The sequence below is a fragment of the Actinomycetospora lutea genome (assembly GCF_028737205.1).
Classification (GTDB): domain Bacteria; phylum Actinomycetota; class Actinomycetes; order Mycobacteriales; family Pseudonocardiaceae; genus Actinomycetospora; species Actinomycetospora lutea.
On the sequence record NZ_JAQZAL010000002.1, the window covers coordinates 165572 to 181300 of the forward strand.

Sequence of the window (15729 nt, forward strand, 5' to 3'; positions counted from 1 at the left end):
GATGACCACCGGGACGCGCCCCACCAAGCCGATCTTCGACCAGGACCAGGACGCCATGCGGTGTCCGTATCCGCAGTACGCGCAGCTGCGCCGTGAGGCGCCGGTGTTCCACGACCCGGAGTACCACATCTACGTCGTGACCCGGCACGCGGACATCGAGAAGGTCAACACCCAGCCCCGCCTGTTCTCCAGCCAGAACCCGATGGGGCCGACGGTGTCGGGCGCGATCGCGGCGGTCGGCCGGGCGCTCTCCGACGTGACCCCGGAGTTCGCCGAGCGCGTCCGGGTCGTCATGAGCCGCGGCGACGTCCTGTTCACCCAGGACCCGCCCGACCACAGCCGGCACCGGCGCATCCTCAACAAGGCGCTCACGCCGCGCTCGGTCGCGCGGATCGAGCCGCGCATCCGGGAGCTGTGCCACGGCCTCGTCGACGGCTTCGCGGTGTCCGGCGACGAGGGCGAGGTCGACCTCGTCCCGGCCTACTGCTCCCCCGCGCCCGTGCAGGCGCTGGCGACCCTGCTCGGGGTCCCGGTGGAGAACTCGGGTGACTTCGCGCGCTGGGCGGACGCGATCAACGCCGCGATCGGCACGGCGATGACCGACGAGGCGCTGCTCGCGACGCTGGAGACCCAGATCGAGTTCTGGACCTTCTTCGAGGACGAGATCGCCGACCGCACCCAGAACCCGCGCGACGACCTGCTGACCGCGGTCGTGCAGGCCCGCAACGAGGGCGACGCGCCCCTGACGCCGAACGAGATGGTCGGGTTCTGCAGCCAGCTCATCGGCGCCGGGGCGGACACCACCACGAAGCTGATCTCCTCGTTCATGCTGATGCTCTGCGAGAGCCCGGAGCTCATGGCGCAGGTGCGGGCCCACCCCGAGGAACTCGGCCGCTACCTCGAGGAGGCGCTGCGGCTCGAGTCGCCGGTGCAGGGGCTCTTCCGCGTGGCCACCGCCGACACCGAGCTCGGCGGCGTCGCGATCCCGGCGGGCGCGCACGTCTGGGTCGTCTACGCCTCCGGCAACCGGGACGAGGAGGTCTTCGCGCAGCCCGACACCTTCGACCCGTCCCGTGAGCGCCTGCGCTCGCACCAGGCGTTCGGTCACGGGCCGCACTCGTGCATCGGGGCGCCGCTGGCCCGGTCGGTCGCCCGGATCGCCTTCGAGGTCCTCGTCGAGCGCCTCGATGACATCGCGCTCGCCGAGCCGGACTTCGTGCCGCGGTACGACCCGAGCTACATCATGCACGGGATGCAGCACCTGCCGCTGACCTTCAGGGCACGGTGAGCGCGGACCTGGCCGACCTGCAGCGCCGACTCGAGGTCCTCGAGGCCGAGTCGGCGCTGCACCGGCTGCGCAACCGATTCCACGAGTACGTCAACACCGACCGGTGGGACGAGATCGGCGGCCTGTTCGCGCCGGACGCCGAGCTCGACTACTCCTACCTGGGGGCGGCGTCCGGGCGCGCGGCGATCACCGAGTTCTTCGCGGCGATCCCGCGGCTGCTCCCCGCCGGCCCGGGACAGGAGGCGGGCAAGCCGTTCGTGCGCCAGTTCATCCACGGCCACGACGTCGCGATCGACGGCGACACGGCGACGGGCACGAGCTTCCTGTTCGCCACGCCGATCTACCACGGGCAGAGCTTCGTGCTGGCCGGGCGCTTCGCCGACACCTACACGCGGGTCGCCGGCGCGTGGCTGTTCGCGCGCGTCGCGCTGGAGATCTACTACTCGGTGCCGGTCAGCGAGGGCTGGGCGGGCCCGGACCGGCACCGCATGTCGCTCTGACAGGAGTGCACGCGTAGCCCTCCTGTCCCCAGGGCACTCCGCCGTCCGACCGGCCCCGCGCGTCGGGGCAGCTGACGGGAGGGGACCCATGGCCGAGACGGACCGCGAACGCCGAGTGATCGACGAGGTCACCAAGGGCCTGATCATCGGCGGGTCGGTGCGCGACGCGACCGACGGGCGGACGTTCGGTGTCGAGGACCCCTCGACCGGCGAGCTCCTCTGCGACGTCGCCGACGCCTCGCCCGAGGACGGGATGGCCGCGCTCGACGCCGCCGCGGCCGCCCAGCCCTCCTGGGCGGCCACCGCCCCGCGCGAGCGCGGCGAGATCCTGCGCCGTGCCTTCGAGCTGGTCACCGAGCGGGCCGACGAGATCGCCCTGCTCATGACCCTCGAGATGGGCAAGCCCCTCGCCGAGTCGAAGGCGGAGATCACCTACGCCGCCGAGTTCTTCCGCTGGTTCTCCGAGGAGACCGTGCGCATCGCCGGCGAGTGGAAGGTCAACGCGACGGGCAGCGGCCGGGTGCTCGTGATGCGCCAGCCGATCGGACCGTGCCTGCTGATCACGCCCTGGAACTTCCCGCTGGCCATGGGCACCCGCAAGATCGGCCCGGCGATCGCGGCGGGCTGCACCATGGTGATCAAGCCGGCCGGGCTCACGCCGCTGACGATCCTCAAGCTCGCCGACATCCTCGCCGAGGCCGGTCTGCCCGACGGCGTCCTCAACGTCGTCACCACGTCCTCCACCGGCAAGGTGATGGAGCCGCTGATCCGCGACGGGCGCATCCGCAAGCTCTCGTTCACCGGGTCCACCGAGGTCGGGCGCCGGCTGATCGAGCAGTCCGCCGAGCAGGTGCTCAAGACCTCGATGGAGCTCGGCGGCAACGCCCCGTTCGTCGTGTGCGCCGACGCCGACGTCGACGAGGCCGTGGCGGGCGCGATGCTCGCCAAGATGCGCAACATCGGCGAGGCGTGCACCGCGGCCAACCGCTTCTACGTGCACGCCGACATCGCCGAGGAGTTCACGAAGAAGCTCACCGAGCGCATGGGCGACATGAGGGTGGGCCGCGGCACCGAGGAGGGCGTGGAGGTCGGCCCGCTGGTGGAGGCCGACCAGCGCGACAAGGTCGCCGAGCTCGTCGACGACGCCGTCCAGAAGGGGGCGGTCGTCCGCACGGGCGGCGAGGTGCCCTCGGGCGCGGGCTACTTCTACCCGCCGACGGTGCTCGCCGACGTGCCGACCTCGGCGCGCCTGGCCAAGGAGGAAATCTTCGGCCCGGTGGCGCCGATCTTCACGTTCACCGAGGACGACGACGCGATCCGGGCCGCCAACGACACCGAGTTCGGCCTGGTCAGCTACCTGTACACCCGCGATCTCAGCCGGGCGGTCCGCCTGTCCGAGCGGCTCGAGGCCGGCATGGTCGGGCTCAACCAGGGCATGGTCTCCAACGCCGGCGCGCCGTTCGGCGGCTGGAAGCAGTCGGGCCTGGGCCGCGAGGGCGGCAGCGTCGGTATCGAGGAGTACCTGGAGATCAAGTACGTCGCGATGACCGTGGAGTGAAGCCGCCTCACCGGTTCCGGGGGTCGCCCTCGGGGAGGTGCTCGGGACCGGCAGCCCCGGCCGCCGCCTCGCCGACGGCGGGGGCCGAGGTCCCGATGTGACCCTCGAGCCGGAGCCGCTCGGCCATGTGCGGGTAGTGCAGCTCGAACGCGGGGCGCTCGGAGCGGATGCGCGGCAGCTCGGTGAAGTTGTGCCGCGGGGGCGGGCACGAGGTGGCCCACTCCAGCGAGTTGCCGTGCCCCCAGGGGTCGTCGACCTCCACCGGGCGCCCGAAGCGGTAGCTGTGGAACACGTTCCACAGGAACGGCAACGTGGACGCCCCGAGGATGAACGCCCCGATCGTGGAGATCGTGTTCAGGACGGTGAACCCGTCGGTGGCCGCGTAGTCCGCGTAGCGGCGCGGCATGCCCTCGTTGCCCACCCAGTGCTGCACCAGGAACGTCATGTGGAACCCGATGAACGTCAGCCAGAAGTGGAACTTGCCCACGCGCTCGTCCATCATCCGGCCGGTCATCTTCGGGAACCAGAAGTAGATCCCGGCGTAGGTGGCGAACACGATCGTGCCGAACAGCACGTAGTGGAAGTGCGCCACCACGAAGTACGAGTCCGACACGTGGAAGTCCAGCGGCGGGCTGGCCAGCAGCACGCCCGTGAGGCCGCCGAACAGGAACGTCACCAGGAAGCCCACCGCGAACAGCATCGGCGTCTCGAACGTCAGCTGGCCGCGCCACATGGTGCCGATCCAGTTGAAGAACTTGATGCCGGTCGGCACGGCGATGAGGTAGGTCGTGAAGGCGAAGAACGGGAGCAGCACCGCCCCCGTGGCGAACATGTGGTGCGCCCACACGGCCACCGAGAGCGCCCCGATCGCCACGGTGGCGAACACGAGGGTCTTGTAGCCGAAGATCGGCTTGCGGCTGAACACCGGGAAGACCTCGGTGACGATGCCGAAGAACGGCAGCGCGACGATGTAGACCTCGGGGTGCCCGAAGAACCAGAACAGGTGCTGCCACAGGATCGCCCCGCCGTGCTCGGGCGCGAACAGCTGGGCGCCGAGGTGCCGGTCCGCCTCCAGACCGAGCAGCGCCGCGGTGAGGATCGGGAACACCATCAGCACGAGGATGACCGTCACCAGGATGTTCCAGGTGAAGATCGGCATCCGGAACATGGTCATGCCCGGGGCGCGCAGGCAGACGATGGTGGTGACGAAGTTGACGCCGCCGAGGATGGTGCCCAGACCGGCGACGACCAGGCCGAGCAACCACAGGTCGGCGCCGAGGCCCGGCGAGTGCGTGATGCCCGACAGCGGGGTGTAGGCGAACCAGCCGAAGGCGGCGGCGCCGTCCGGGGTGAAGAACCCGGTCAGCACGATGGTCCCGCCGAAGAGGAACAGCCAGTACGAGAAGGCGTTGAGCCGCGGGAACGCGACGTCGGGGGCGCCGATCTGCAGCGGGACGATGTAGTTGGCGAAGCCGAACAGGATCGGTGTCGCGTAGAGCAGCAGCATGATCGTGCCGTGCATGGTGAACAGCTGGTTGTACTGGTCCACCGACAGGATCTGGAGACCCGGCTGGGCCAGCTCGGCGCGCATCAGCAGCGCCATGAGCCCGCCGACCATGAAGAACGCGAACGACGTGACGAGGTACAGGATCGCGATGTCCTTGGGGTCCGTCGTGCGCAGGTAGTGCGCGAACCCCGTCCCGCGTCTCGCCCTGCGCGCCGGGTAGGGCGTGGTGACGATCGGCGTGGGTGCCCGGCGTGCGGTGGTCGCCATGGTCGGCAGAGCTCCTCGGTCCCGGCGACGGATAACGAGGTGTGGAAGTGGCCCAGCTCACACGGTAGGAGCGGCTCCGGGCCCGGGCAAGAGGTCGCCGACGAGGTACTCGCCCTCGAGGCGGTGGGGCGCCGGGGTGTCGTGCAGGACGAGCAGGCCCTCCGGCAGGACGGCGAGCCCCTCGGGGCGGTCGCAGCCGCGGCCCACCGCCACCTCGGTGACCAGTTCGACCTCGCCCGCGGTGATCGCCGGCGGGAGGGGGGTCGCCGCCGCCCCGCGCAGGCGCAGGACGCGCGCCGGGCCGTCGAGCACCATCGTCGGCCCGGCCAGCACGAGCAGGTCGTCGCCGTCACGCGCCAGGTCGCGCACGCCGAGTCCCTCGAGGTCCACGAAGTGCTTGCTCAGGCCGTCGAGCACGAGCTTCGGGCCCTCGGCGTGCACCGCGACCTCGAGCAGCACCGCCCACCCGCGCAGCACCGGGCCGCGCAGCCCGAGGACCACGCCCCCGCCGTGGTGCGCCGCGCGCACCGCGACGCCCTCGATGTCGAACCCGTTGTCCTTGCCCGGGATGCCGAGGAACGGCCCGAGGTGCTCGTCGTCGGCGAGCGCGCCCCACAGCCCCCGCCGGCCCGACGGCAGCCGCGCGGCCTCGCCGAGCCCGGGGACCTCCGTGCCCGCGCGCACGGTCCGCGGCCCGTCCGGGCCGTCGCGCAGGGGCAGGCGGGCGAGCACCCGGCGGGAGCGCTCCGGGGAGACGTCCGCGATCCTCGGCCCGACCTCGTCGGGCGGGGTACCGGGACGGACCCGCTTGCGCTTGGCGCTGTGGGAGCCGGCGACCCAGAGGCAGCCGTCGACCACGTCGAGGCCCTCCGCGTCGACCTCGTCCTCGGGCTCGCCCTTCAGCGCCACCGCCTCGGTGAGCGGGACCTCCTCGGGCGCCTCCCAGCCCAGCGACCCGCCGCCGGGCTCGCGACGCAGCCGCAGCAGGGCGGAGCCCTCGTCGGGGGCGAGGAACATGGTGTCGCCCGTGACCGCGACGCCGGACAGGTCGACGCCGGCGGTCGGGGCGTAGGCGCCGAGCTCCAGGCGCACCGGCAGCGGGTTCATCGCGTCCACCTCAGCGCTTCTGGAACGTGAAGACGGCCGTGCGGCCGTCGGACGACTCGAGGCGCACGGTCGACCCGTCCTCCACGAACGACCCGCCCTGCGGGATGCGCGTGACGGTGCCGTCGTCCTCGACGTCGACCCAACCGGGCCCGATGGCGTTCACTCCGAAGTCCACGCCGTCATTGTTCCGCGCCGGGCGCCGTGTGGTGCTGCTGCTGCGCGTCCGGGTCGACTGGTTCGCGTCGGGCTGGGAGACCTCGACCGGGGCGCCGCTGACCGTCGCCCGGCACGTGGCGCCGCTGCAGCTCACCGAGGTGCTGCTGCCGCCGCTGCAGCCGGCGAGCAGGCTGCCCGCGAGGACGACGAGGGCCAGCGCGCCGGCGGGGGAACCGAAGGGGGCGATCATGCCCGCTGTGACGGTCCGAGCCGGCCGGAATGTTCCGGGCGGATCAGGTCAGCGTGTCGACCAGGACCCGCGCCAGGTCCGCCGGCTCCCAGCCGTGCTCGGCGCCCGGCACCTCGCCGCGCTCCGCGTCGGGCAGCGCGGCGGCCAGCGCGTCGGCGGCCTCGACGAGGAACGGCCAGGCGGTGCTGCCGGTGAGCACGGTGGTCGGCACGGTCACCCGCGCCAGGGTGCCGTCGGCCAGCGCGTCGCCCGCCCACGCCAGCGCCTCGGCGTCCGCGGCCATCGTGGGCGCGATCCGCAGGTAACGCTCGCGGTCGGGCCCGGCGAGCATCGCGTCGAGCCACTCCGCGGGCATGCCGTCCATGGCGAAGCGCAGCGCGGCCTCGTGCTCGCCCGCCGCGGCGCGCTCGACGATGCCGTCGTGCCAGGCGCGCGCCTCGTCGCCGCCGTCGGTGCCGACCGGCACTTCCCACAGCACCAGCGCGTCGACGCCCGGCATCTGCGCCGCGGCGGCCAGCGCGATCGCCCCGCCCGAGGAGCTGCCGTAGAGCGCGGCCCGCCCGCCCAGCTCGTCGACCAGGGCCCGGATCGCCGCGATCTCCCCGGCGAGCGTGAACGGGGCCTCGCCGGTCGACTCGCCCCGGCCGGGCCGGTCGTGGTGCACGACGTCGAGGCCGCGGCCGGCGAGCTCGCTGGTCAGCGCGCGCGTCGCCGGGTCGGTGACCCGCATCTGGCCGAGCCCGCCGACGAGCACCAGCGGGCGACCGCCCGACCCCTCGCGGTCGTAGGCGATCCGGCGCCCGTCGTCGGTGCGGACGTACACCTCAGCCCGCCGAGCTCGCCAGGGCCCGCAACCGGCGGACGACCTCGTCGGCACCGAGCGCTCGGGTGACCTCGTAGAGGTCCGGACTGCGCTGCGCCCCGGTGATCGCCACGCGGGCCACGTTGGCGGCGTCGCGCAGCATGCCGGGGTAGGCGTCCGGGTCCTTCTTGTACGTCTTCGGGTTCGGGGCGAAGCCGTGCCGGCTCGCGAGGTCGCGGATCTGCTGGAACCAGGTCGGCTGGTCGCCGTCGTGGGTGTAGGTGTCCGCCAGATCCGCGGCGACGGTGCGCACCAGCGACGGGTCGAGGCCGCCGAAGCGCTCGTCGGCGGGGTCGGTGACGTCGGTGAAGAGCTCGGGGAAGAAGAAGCCGTAGGCCTCGCGGAAGTCCGACCACTTCGCGAGGTCCTTGCGCGGGTTCTCCACGCCGACCCGCTCGACGTCGATCGCGGCCGCCGCGAGCTCGGGGTTCGCGTCGAGCACCTTGACGATCTCGGGGTCGTACTCCGCGGCCCACACCCGCACGCCGGCGAGCACGTCCGGCCCGGGCAGCGCGGCGATGTGGTCGGCGGAGATGTCGGAGAGCTTCACTGTGTCGACCAGCGGGCCGGCGAGCCCGAACTCGTCGAGGCGCAGCGGCGTGACCAGTGCTTCGGGCAGCGGCATGTCCGCGAGGCGGGGGTTGGCGAGCCCGCGCAGGTAGTACTGCACCGCGGGCACCGGGAACCCGGCCTCGAGGTAGAAGTCGACCGACGCCTCGGGGTCCTTGCGCTTCGACAGCTTGCGCTTCGACCCGCCCTCCTGCTTCATCAGCGGCGCGAGGTGCGCGTAGTCGACCGGCTCGAAGCCCAGCGCGGCGAACAGCTGACGGTGCGTCGGCACCGACGAGAGCCACTCCTCGGTGCGCACGACCAGGTTCGTGCGCATGAGGTGGTCGTCGACGGCGTGCGCGAAGTGGTAGGTCGGGAGGCGTACGGGGCTCTCCGAGGTCTTGAGGATGACCACGTCGTTGTGGTTGTCCTCCATCTCGACGCGTCCGCGCAGGCGGTCGGTGAACGCGAACCGCTCCCCCACCTTGCCTTCGGACCGGAACCGCGCCACCCAGGGCTTGCCGGCGTCGAGAGCTGCCTGGACGTCCTCGGGCGAGGCGTCCCGCCACGGTGCCCAGCGGCCGTAGTAGCCGGTGGGCAGCTTGAGCGTGCGCTGCGCGCCGGAGATCTCCGCGAGCTCGTCCTTGGTGGCGAAGTCCGGGTAGGCCTTCCCCTGGCGCATGAGCTCGCGGACGTAGGCCTGGTAGATCGCCGCGCGCGCCGACTGGTGGTAGGGGCCGTAGTCGCCGCGCGGGGCCGCGAGCGCTCCGATCTCCAGGTCGCCCTCGTCGGGCACCAGGTCGAACGCCTCGAACGCGCGCCGGAACTGCTCGTCGGCGCCCTCGACCTCGCGGCTCTGGTCGGTGTCCTCGATGCGCAGCACGTAGACGCCGTCGGTCGAGTGCGCGAGGTCGCGCGACACCATCGCGGTGTACAGGCCGCCGATGTGCACGAACCCCGTCGGGCTCGGGCCGAAGCGCGTCACCAGCGCGCCGTCGGCCAGCGCGCGGGGGGGATAGCGCTCCTCGAGCTCGGCGGGCTCGGGCAGGTCGGCCGGGAACAGGCCGTCGACGAGGGCGCGATCGAGCATGAGGCCCGATCCTACGAGGTGCCGGCGCCCTCAGACGGTGTCGGGCAGGTCCCCGGTGGCGTGGCGTCCCGCGGCGCCGTTCGACTCCGCCGAGGGTCGGGTTCCGCTGCGCTCCACCTCCGGGGGCTCCGCGGAGGTCGCGGCCTCGGCGCGCTGCTCGGCGGCGGCGACGACCTTGGCGATCTCCGGGTCGGTGCTGGTGTCGAACCAGTCGGCGACGTCGGCGTCGGTCTCGCCGGGCCGCGCGATCGGGGTGCCGTCGTCCGGCGAGGGCGTGTAGCGGAAGACGCCGTCCTCGCCGGGCGCGCCCAGCATCTTGGTGAAGCCCTCGAGCGCCTTGCCGAAGTCGCTGGGCACCATCCAGACCTTGTTGGCCTCGCCCTGCGCCATCTGCGGCAGCGTCTGCAGGTACTGGTAGGCCAGCATCTCCGGGGTCGGGCGGCCGGCCTTGATGGCGGCGAAGGTCTTCTCGATGGCCTTGGCCTCGCCCTGCGCCTGGTAGTACTGCGCCGCCCGCTCGCCCTGGGCGCGCAGCATCGTGGACTGCCGGTCGGCCTCGGCCTCGAGGATGGCGGCCTGCTTCGCGCCCTCGGCGGAGAGGATCGCGGCCTGCTTGTTGCCCTGGGCCTGGGCGATCGCCGCCTCGCGGTGGCCCTCGGCGGTGAGGATCATCGCCCGCTTCTCGCGGTCGGCCTTCATCTGCCGCTCCATCGAGTCCTGGATCGACGGCGGCGGGTCGATGGCCTTGAGCTCGACGCGCACCACCCGCAGGCCCCACGGCCCCGTGGCGTCGTCGAGGGCGCGGCGCAGGCGCGAGTTGATCGTCTCCCGGGAGGTCAGCGCCTCCTCCAGGCTCATGCCGCCGACGACGTCGCGCAGCGTCGTCGTGGTGAGCTGCTGGACGCCGTTGATGTAGTCGGAGATCTCGTAGACGGCGTTGCTCGGCTCGGTGACCTGGTAGTAGACGACGGTGTCGATCGAGACCGTCAGGTTGTCCTGGGTGATCACCGGCTGCGGCGGGAACGAGACGACCTGCTCCCAGAGCGCCACCCGCTCGCGGATGCGGTCGATGAACGGCACGAGGAAGGTCAGCCCGGGGGCCGCGGTGCGCTGGTAGCGCCCGAGCCGCTCTATGACCGCGGCCTCGGCCTGGCGGACCACCGTGATGCTCTTGACCACCGCCGTGATGATGAGGATCAGCGCCGCGGCGATGACCACGTAGAGCACGAGCGTCGCGGGCTCCATCAGCTCTCTCCCTGGAGGGGCGGGCGGGACGGGTGGTGCGGGCCGGACGACGGCCCGGTGACCACGGCGGTCGCCCCGCGGATGTCGACGACGACCACGGGGTCGCCGGTGGCCAGTGCGTCGCCGTCGTGGAGGGCACGTGCCGTCCACAGCGCGCCGCCGATGCGCACGGTGCCGGCGTCGCCCGCGGTGATCGCGTCGACGACCTCGGCGTCGACACCGAGCAGCGCCTGCGGGCCGGCGTTCACGCCCTCGGGGCGGTCGGTGCGGAAGCGGCGCTGCAGCGCGGGGCGCGCGAGCAGGATCAGCACCAGGGCGGACAGGCCGAAGACGGCGACGTCGACCCCGAGCGGGGCACCGAGCGCGGAGGCCCCGGCGGTGACGAGCGCGGCGAGCCCGAGCATGAGCAGGACGAAGGTGCCGGTCACGAGTTCGACCGCGACGAGCACCACCCCCGCGATCGCCCACAGCAGCGGGATCACACCGGCGAGTGTGCCAGAGACCACTTGCCGCGAGCGTGAGTTCAGGGATCGACGGTGACGAAGTCGATCAACTGCTCCATCGCCGTGATCAGGGGCGTCTCGAGGTCGTTCCAGCTCGACACCGCCGACAGCACCCGGCGGGCCCCGGCCCGCTCGTCACCCCAGCCCAGCGCCTCGCACACCCCGCGCTTCCACTCGATCCCGCGCGGGATCGTGGGCCAGGCGCGGATGCCGACGGTGGCGGGCTTCACGGCCTCCCAGATGTCGATGTAGGGGTGGCCGAGCACGAGCACGTGGGCGGCCGCCGGGCCGAGCTCGCGGCGCAGCCCCTCGGCGATGCGCGACTCCTTGGACCCGGTGACGAGGTGGTCGACCAGCACCCCGAGGCGCCGGTCCGGGCCGGGCCCGAACTCCCGCGCGGCCTCGACGAGCACGTCCGCACCGTGCAGGGGCTCGACGACGACGCCCTCGACGCGCAGGTCGTGGCCCCAGACCCGCTCGACGATCTCGGCGTCGTGCAGGCCCTCGACCCAGATCCGGTGCGGCAGCGCGGTCCTCGCGCGGACGTCCTCGACGCGCCGCGACCCCGACGCCGAGCGCTGCGGGGCCTTCTCGGTGGCCGCCGACCGCTGGGGCGGGACGAGGGTCGCCGGGCGCCCCTCGTGGAGGAACGCGGCGGGCTTGTTCGGGAAGAGCCGGCGGCGCCCGGCGGCGTCCTCGAGCACGACCTCGCGGATGTCGGCGCGGATCACCGCGCCGCAGAAGGTCTCCGCGGCGTCCTCGACGACCAGCCCCGGCTCGGCGACGACGGTGACGACCTCGCGGGCCGGCCTGTGCGGCGCGAGCCCCGGCAGCCCGCCGGTGCGCCCGGCACCCGACGACGGACCGCCGCCACCCCGGGACGGCGCGCGCACCGCCCCGCCGGTCGAACGGAATCCGGGGTCGCCGGTGGAGCCGTGCATCCCCCGGCCCTGCGTTCTCGCCACGGAGGGAAGCTATCCGCGCACGGTGATCGTCCGGGGTCGACACGCCCGCGCGCCCTCGCCTCTCTGTGGAGCGAGGGTCACCCTGGCTGCGTGGGACGCAGCGAGGGAGTCCCTCGCTCGCCGGTGAACCTCGCGAGGGTGCTGACGGCGCGGCGACGCTCGCGACACTCTCGAGAGATCAAGGTGGCGAGCTCGCGTGTCACGAGAGGCACGTAGCGCAGGATCCACGGCCTCGACGGCTGCGGAACGTGCCGCTCGCCTCGGGGGGAACGACGTCTCGGGGGCCCCGGTACCGTGGATCGGGTGCCTTGTGCGAGTGCCTCCCTGGCCGTGTGGACCGCGGCGTGGCTCGCCGGCTCCGCCGCGGCCGACGACGTCCTCGACGCGCTGGGTCCGTGGTCCGAGGCGCACGACGTCGTCGCCGCCGATGCCGCGACCGCGGCGGTGACCGACCTGCCGACCCCGGACCACCCCGGCGCCGGCCTCGCGACCCTCCTCGTGCTCGCCCGTCAGCGGGTGTCGCCGATCGGACCCGACGCGCGGCTCGTCATGCCCGCGCCCGGCGACGTCCGCGGGCTGCCCGGGCCCGACGCGCTGCGGGTCGCGGCGATGGAGGCCGGCGAGTGCGCGGTGCTGGCCGGGGCGGGGCTCGCCACCGTGCCGGCCCCGGTCGCCGACGGTGTCCTGCGCTGGACCGTGCACCTCGTCGACGAGGTGCCGCCCGCCGCGCACCCGAGCCTTTCCGACGCCGAGCACGACCTGCGCGGCTCGGTGCGCGACGCCGCGGACACCCTCGCCGCCATGGACGTGGCGCGCCCGCGGGCCGGGGTGCGCGAGGAGATCGCCGCCGCGCTGCGGCGCCGGCCGCACGCGACCTGGCCCGCCGGCACGCCCGGACGCCCGCTACGGGTGCTCCAGCACGCCGACGAGGTCGAGGCGATCCTCGTGGCGGCGTCCGGCGACGACCCGGGCGGCGCGGTGTCCGCCTCGGCGACGCTGGCCCGCACCGACGCGTTGCGCCCGCTCGCGACCGCGGTGCGCGCGGCTCGGGTGGCGGCCGTCGCCGAGACCGTGCGGGCGCTGACCGCCGCCTGACCCGCAGGCCGGGCGGCGGTCAGCACCTAGTGCCCGTGGCCGTGCCCGTGGCCGTGACCGTGACCGTGGCCGGAGGCCCCGCCCCCGGACTCCTTCGTCGGTGCGGGATCGGGCGAGGAGTGGCCGATGTACGGCTCCCCCGCCCGCAGGGGCGCCTGCTCGTAGCGACCCTCGTGGGCCGCCACGGGACGGGTGTCCCCGCGGAGCTCGGGGTGCTTGGCCTCGAGCTTCTGGCGCTGGTCCCACTGCCGCTGCAGACCGGTGACGTACTCCCGGTCGCCGCGGTAGGTGCCCTTCCAGGTCTGGGGCATGTACTCCTTGGACGGCCCCGGGTCGGCGGTCCCGTGCAGGGCGGGGCGGGACGGCACCTTGCGCGTCTCGCCACCGCACTCCGGGCACGCCGGCGCGGGGGCGTCCCGGCCGATCAACCGCTCGAAACGCAGGCCGCAGTCGCAGCGGTAGTCGTAGATCGGCACGGTGTCACCCCCTCTCGGGCTACCAGTTCTCGATCGACTTGCGGAAGATGTCCGCGAGGTCGTCCTCGGTGGGCATCTTGGGGCAGGTGGCCAGGAGCCGCTGCTGCTTCATCGTCCCGTCCACCAGGTCGGGGATGTCGCCCTCACCGAAGCCGACCTCGCCGATCCCGTTGGGGATGTGGATGTCGCGCATCAGCTCGGTGACCACGTACGGCAGCTGCTCCGACGCGTCGTTCTGCGTCTCGGCGTTCGGCCCGAGCATCCGCGCCGCCGCCATGTGCCGGTCGGGCGCCGCCTCGAAGCTGAAGCGGAACGCCTCCGGCGCGGTCAGCGACACCGACATGCCGTGCGGGACCATCGGCTCGTCCTGCGGGTAGCCGGCCGGGTGGAAGTCCCGCACCTGCCCGGCGATCGGGTAGGCGTTGGCGTGCGGGATGTGCACTCCCGAGTTGCCGAATCCCATCCCGGCGAACGTCGCCGCCATCATCATGTCCATCCGGGCGTCGACGTCCTCCTCCCCGCGCTCGACCGCGGTGCGGAACGAGCGGGCCAGCAGCGACATCGACTTCTCGCACCACAGGTCCGAGACCGGGTTGGAGCCGCAGTAGGTCACCCGCTCCTCGGGCTTCTTGCGGTCGAACGTCGTGTACCAGCGCGCCGTGTACGACTCGAGCGCGTGGCAGACGATGTCCATCCCCGACGCCGCGGTGACCTCCGGCGGGAGCGTCATCGTCAGCAGCGGGTCGACCACGGCCATCGTCGGGCGCAGCCGCCAGTGGCTGATGCCGGTCTTCACGCGCAGCGAGAGCACGTCGAGGATGCACATCGCCGTGGACTCCGAGCCCGTGCCCGCGGTGGTGGGCACCGCGATGAGGGGCTTGAGCTGACCAGGCGGCACTTGCGCCTTGCCCACCGGCTTGTTGATGTAGTCCATCAGGTCGCCGGGGTGGGTGGTCAGCAGGTTGACGGCCTTGGCGGTGTCGATCGCCGACCCGCCGCCCACCGCCACGAACCCGTCCCACGGGCCCTGTTCGGTGGCGTAGCCGACGGCCTTGTTCATCGAGTCGTCGGTGGGCTCGACGTGGACACCGTCGAAGATCTCGACGGTCATGTCGTAGCGGCGGATCTGGTCGGCGATGCGGTCGGGCAGGCCCGTCTGCTGCATGCCGGGGTCGGTGATCAGCAGGATCCGCTTCGCGCCGTACTGGGCGAGGTCGAATCCGATCTCGTCGCAGGCGCCCGCGCCGAACTTCAGCGGCGGGGCGCCCCACGTGAACACCGATTCTTCGGTGGGAACCGGGGGGACGGTCATACCGGTGAGCTCCTCGATCAGGTGTAGTGGCCGCCGCCGTTGCCCACGGTCTTGAGCTGGTGGATCTGCTCGGCGTCGTGCCCGAAGACGACGGTCGCGTTGGTCTTCTCGGCGACGCCGCGGATCTTCTCCACCGACGAGTAGAACTGCCCCATGTCGTTGACGATGGCGGCGGGCGTGGTGGGCGGGCCGTAGCTCTCGCCCATGTAGACGGCGTCCGAGGTGAAGATCATCGTGCCGGTGTCGGGCAGGTCGACCTGCATCGACATCGTGCCCGGTGTGTGGCCCGGGGTCTGGAGCAGCGTCACGCCGGGGAGGAACTCGGTGTCGCCCGACACCGTCTCCCAGTCGAGCTCCTCGTAGTCCGTCTTGAGGTGGGCGCCGTTGAACAGGCCGTCGAAGCCGAACGCCCAGTCCTTCTCCTTGTCGCTGCAGATCAGCTTGGCCGACGAGTCCTTGAACATGTCGGCGTTGCCGCAGTGGTCGAAGTGCAGGTGCGAGAGCACGACGTAGTCGATCTGGTCGACACCGATGCCGAGCTGGCGCAGTCGCGAGTCGAGGTACTCGTCCTCGTTGACCTTCTCGTAGGGGAAGAAGTCCTGCAGGCCCGTCGGGCCCCAGCGCTCCTCCCAGTCGCGGGGGCAGCTGGTGTCCCAGAGCAGGGTGCCGTCGGGGGTCTCGACGAGCACCGTGTGCGTAGGGACGTCGGCCCACTCGGTGGGCTGGTCCCGCATCTGCCGGGGGCGGATCGAGCGCCCCGGCTTGAGGAGCAACCACGTCAGGTCCGCGGTCATCATGCCGCAGTCCAGGATGCTCACCTTGATCTCGCCACTCGCCGCCATCAGCGCTCCTCCGCGTGCCGCGTGCCGATCGGGGGACGCGGCCGGGACGCCGCACCGATGATGCATGCATCACCGACCACGTGATGGCGGACACTAGCGACGCTCACGATCATCGGCAAACGGTAGGAAGTCCGAGCGTTTCGCGAGTTTTGCGTCT

Annotated in this window: 15 protein-coding genes; 4 read left to right on the forward strand and 11 right to left on the reverse strand. The window is 72.5% G+C overall.

The genetic code is table 11. The annotated features are described in order from the left end of the window. Position 1: 1 nt before the first annotated feature. The 3 genes from PHK61_RS03425 (at position 2) to PHK61_RS03435 (ending at position 3346) form a co-directional block, all read left to right on the forward strand. Positions 2–1288: a cytochrome P450 gene (locus tag PHK61_RS03425; protein WP_274279556.1), complete on the forward strand. Its 1287-nt coding sequence runs from the start codon at positions 2–4 to the stop codon at positions 1286–1288. After that, positions 1285–1788 carry a nuclear transport factor 2 family protein gene (locus PHK61_RS03430; protein ID WP_274279557.1) on the forward strand — a complete coding sequence of 168 codons (504 nt, stop codon included), beginning with the start codon at positions 1285–1287 and terminating at the stop codon, positions 1786–1788. Before PHK61_RS03425 ends, PHK61_RS03430 begins: the two co-directional genes overlap by 4 nt. A gap of 88 nt (positions 1789–1876) precedes the next feature. Continuing rightward, entirely contained in the window at positions 1877–3346 is a 1470-nt protein-coding gene (locus PHK61_RS03435; protein ID WP_274279558.1) for an NAD-dependent succinate-semialdehyde dehydrogenase, read from the forward strand. A gap of 7 nt (positions 3347–3353) precedes the next feature. On the opposite strand, the gene ctaD is transcribed toward PHK61_RS03435, so the two are convergent. From ctaD to PHK61_RS03475, 8 genes are read right to left on the reverse strand one after another with little or no spacing between them, the layout of a single operon-like run. Then, the gene (gene ctaD, locus PHK61_RS03440; protein WP_274279559.1) at positions 3354–5120 is read right to left on the reverse strand and encodes an aa3-type cytochrome oxidase subunit I; all 1767 of its coding nucleotides are present in this window, start codon (positions 5118–5120) and stop codon (positions 3354–3356) included. A 57-nt stretch (positions 5121–5177) separates the two neighbouring features. Beyond that, positions 5178–6227, reverse strand: coding sequence for a DUF3616 domain-containing protein (locus PHK61_RS03445; protein ID WP_274279560.1), 1050 nt, complete (start codon positions 6225–6227; stop codon positions 5178–5180). Positions 6228–6237: 10 nt separating this feature from the next. Continuing rightward, the gene (locus tag PHK61_RS03450; RefSeq protein WP_274279561.1) at positions 6238–6633 is read right to left on the reverse strand and encodes a hypothetical protein; all 396 of its coding nucleotides are present in this window, start codon (positions 6631–6633) and stop codon (positions 6238–6240) included. Positions 6634–6676: 43 nt separating this feature from the next. After that, positions 6677–7456, reverse strand: a complete 780-nt coding sequence (locus tag PHK61_RS03455) for an alpha/beta fold hydrolase (protein WP_274279562.1) — start codon at positions 7454–7456, stop codon at positions 6677–6679. Between the two features lies 1 nt (position 7457). Beyond that, entirely contained in the window at positions 7458–9134 is a 1677-nt protein-coding gene (locus PHK61_RS03460) for a glutamate--tRNA ligase (protein ID WP_274279563.1), read from the reverse strand. Between the two features lie 30 nt (positions 9135–9164). Further along, entirely contained in the window at positions 9165–10379 is a 1215-nt protein-coding gene (locus tag PHK61_RS03465; protein WP_274279564.1) for an SPFH domain-containing protein, read from the reverse strand. Next, complete coding sequence (locus PHK61_RS03470; protein WP_274279565.1) at positions 10379–10861, reverse strand: NfeD family protein; 483 nt, start codon at positions 10859–10861, stop codon at positions 10379–10381. Before PHK61_RS03470 ends, PHK61_RS03465 begins: the two co-directional genes overlap by 1 nt. Before the next feature lie 41 nt (positions 10862–10902). After that, entirely contained in the window at positions 10903–11847 is a 945-nt protein-coding gene (locus tag PHK61_RS03475) for a DUF3097 domain-containing protein (protein ID WP_274279566.1), read from the reverse strand. 303 nt (positions 11848–12150) lie between these two features. On the opposite strand from PHK61_RS03475, the gene PHK61_RS03480 reads away from it, so the two are divergent. Beyond that, positions 12151–12942: a hypothetical protein gene (locus PHK61_RS03480; RefSeq protein ID WP_274279567.1), complete on the forward strand. Its 792-nt coding sequence runs from the start codon at positions 12151–12153 to the stop codon at positions 12940–12942. A 26-nt stretch (positions 12943–12968) separates the two neighbouring features. On the opposite strand, the gene PHK61_RS03485 is transcribed toward PHK61_RS03480, so the two are convergent. From PHK61_RS03485 to PHK61_RS03495, 3 genes are read right to left on the reverse strand one after another with little or no spacing between them, the layout of a single operon-like run. After that, entirely contained in the window at positions 12969–13418 is a 450-nt protein-coding gene (locus tag PHK61_RS03485; protein ID WP_274279568.1) for an FmdB family zinc ribbon protein, read from the reverse strand. Between the two features lie 19 nt (positions 13419–13437). Continuing rightward, positions 13438–14730: a hydroxyacid-oxoacid transhydrogenase gene (locus PHK61_RS03490; protein WP_274279569.1), complete on the reverse strand. Its 1293-nt coding sequence runs from the start codon at positions 14728–14730 to the stop codon at positions 13438–13440. Between the two features lie 17 nt (positions 14731–14747). Continuing rightward, the gene (locus tag PHK61_RS03495; RefSeq protein WP_274279570.1) at positions 14748–15572 is read right to left on the reverse strand and encodes an N-acyl homoserine lactonase family protein; all 825 of its coding nucleotides are present in this window, start codon (positions 15570–15572) and stop codon (positions 14748–14750) included. Positions 15573–15729: the final 157 nt, after the last annotated feature.

What these genes read in the sequence shown, in the direction of transcription:
- PHK61_RS03425 (WP_274279556.1), top strand. Translation starts at nt 2, where the DNA reads ATGACCACCGGGACGCGCCCCACCAAGCCGATCTTCGACCAGGACCAG.
- PHK61_RS03435 (WP_274279558.1), top strand. Translation starts at nt 1,877, where the DNA reads ATGGCCGAGACGGACCGCGAACGCCGAGTGATCGACGAGGTCACCAAG.
- ctaD (WP_274279559.1), bottom strand. Translation starts at nt 5,120, where the DNA reads ATGGCGACCACCGCACGCCGGGCACCCACGCCGATCGTCACCACGCCC.
- PHK61_RS03445 (WP_274279560.1), bottom strand. Translation starts at nt 6,227, where the DNA reads ATGAACCCGCTGCCGGTGCGCCTGGAGCTCGGCGCCTACGCCCCGACC.
- PHK61_RS03450 (WP_274279561.1), bottom strand. Translation starts at nt 6,633, where the DNA reads ATGATCGCCCCCTTCGGTTCCCCCGCCGGCGCGCTGGCCCTCGTCGTC.
- PHK61_RS03460 (WP_274279563.1), bottom strand. Translation starts at nt 9,134, where the DNA reads ATGCTCGATCGCGCCCTCGTCGACGGCCTGTTCCCGGCCGACCTGCCC.
- PHK61_RS03465 (WP_274279564.1), bottom strand. Translation starts at nt 10,379, where the DNA reads ATGGAGCCCGCGACGCTCGTGCTCTACGTGGTCATCGCCGCGGCGCTG.
- PHK61_RS03490 (WP_274279569.1), bottom strand. Translation starts at nt 14,730, where the DNA reads ATGACCGTCCCCCCGGTTCCCACCGAAGAATCGGTGTTCACGTGGGGC.
- PHK61_RS03495 (WP_274279570.1), bottom strand. Translation starts at nt 15,572, where the DNA reads ATGGCGGCGAGTGGCGAGATCAAGGTGAGCATCCTGGACTGCGGCATG.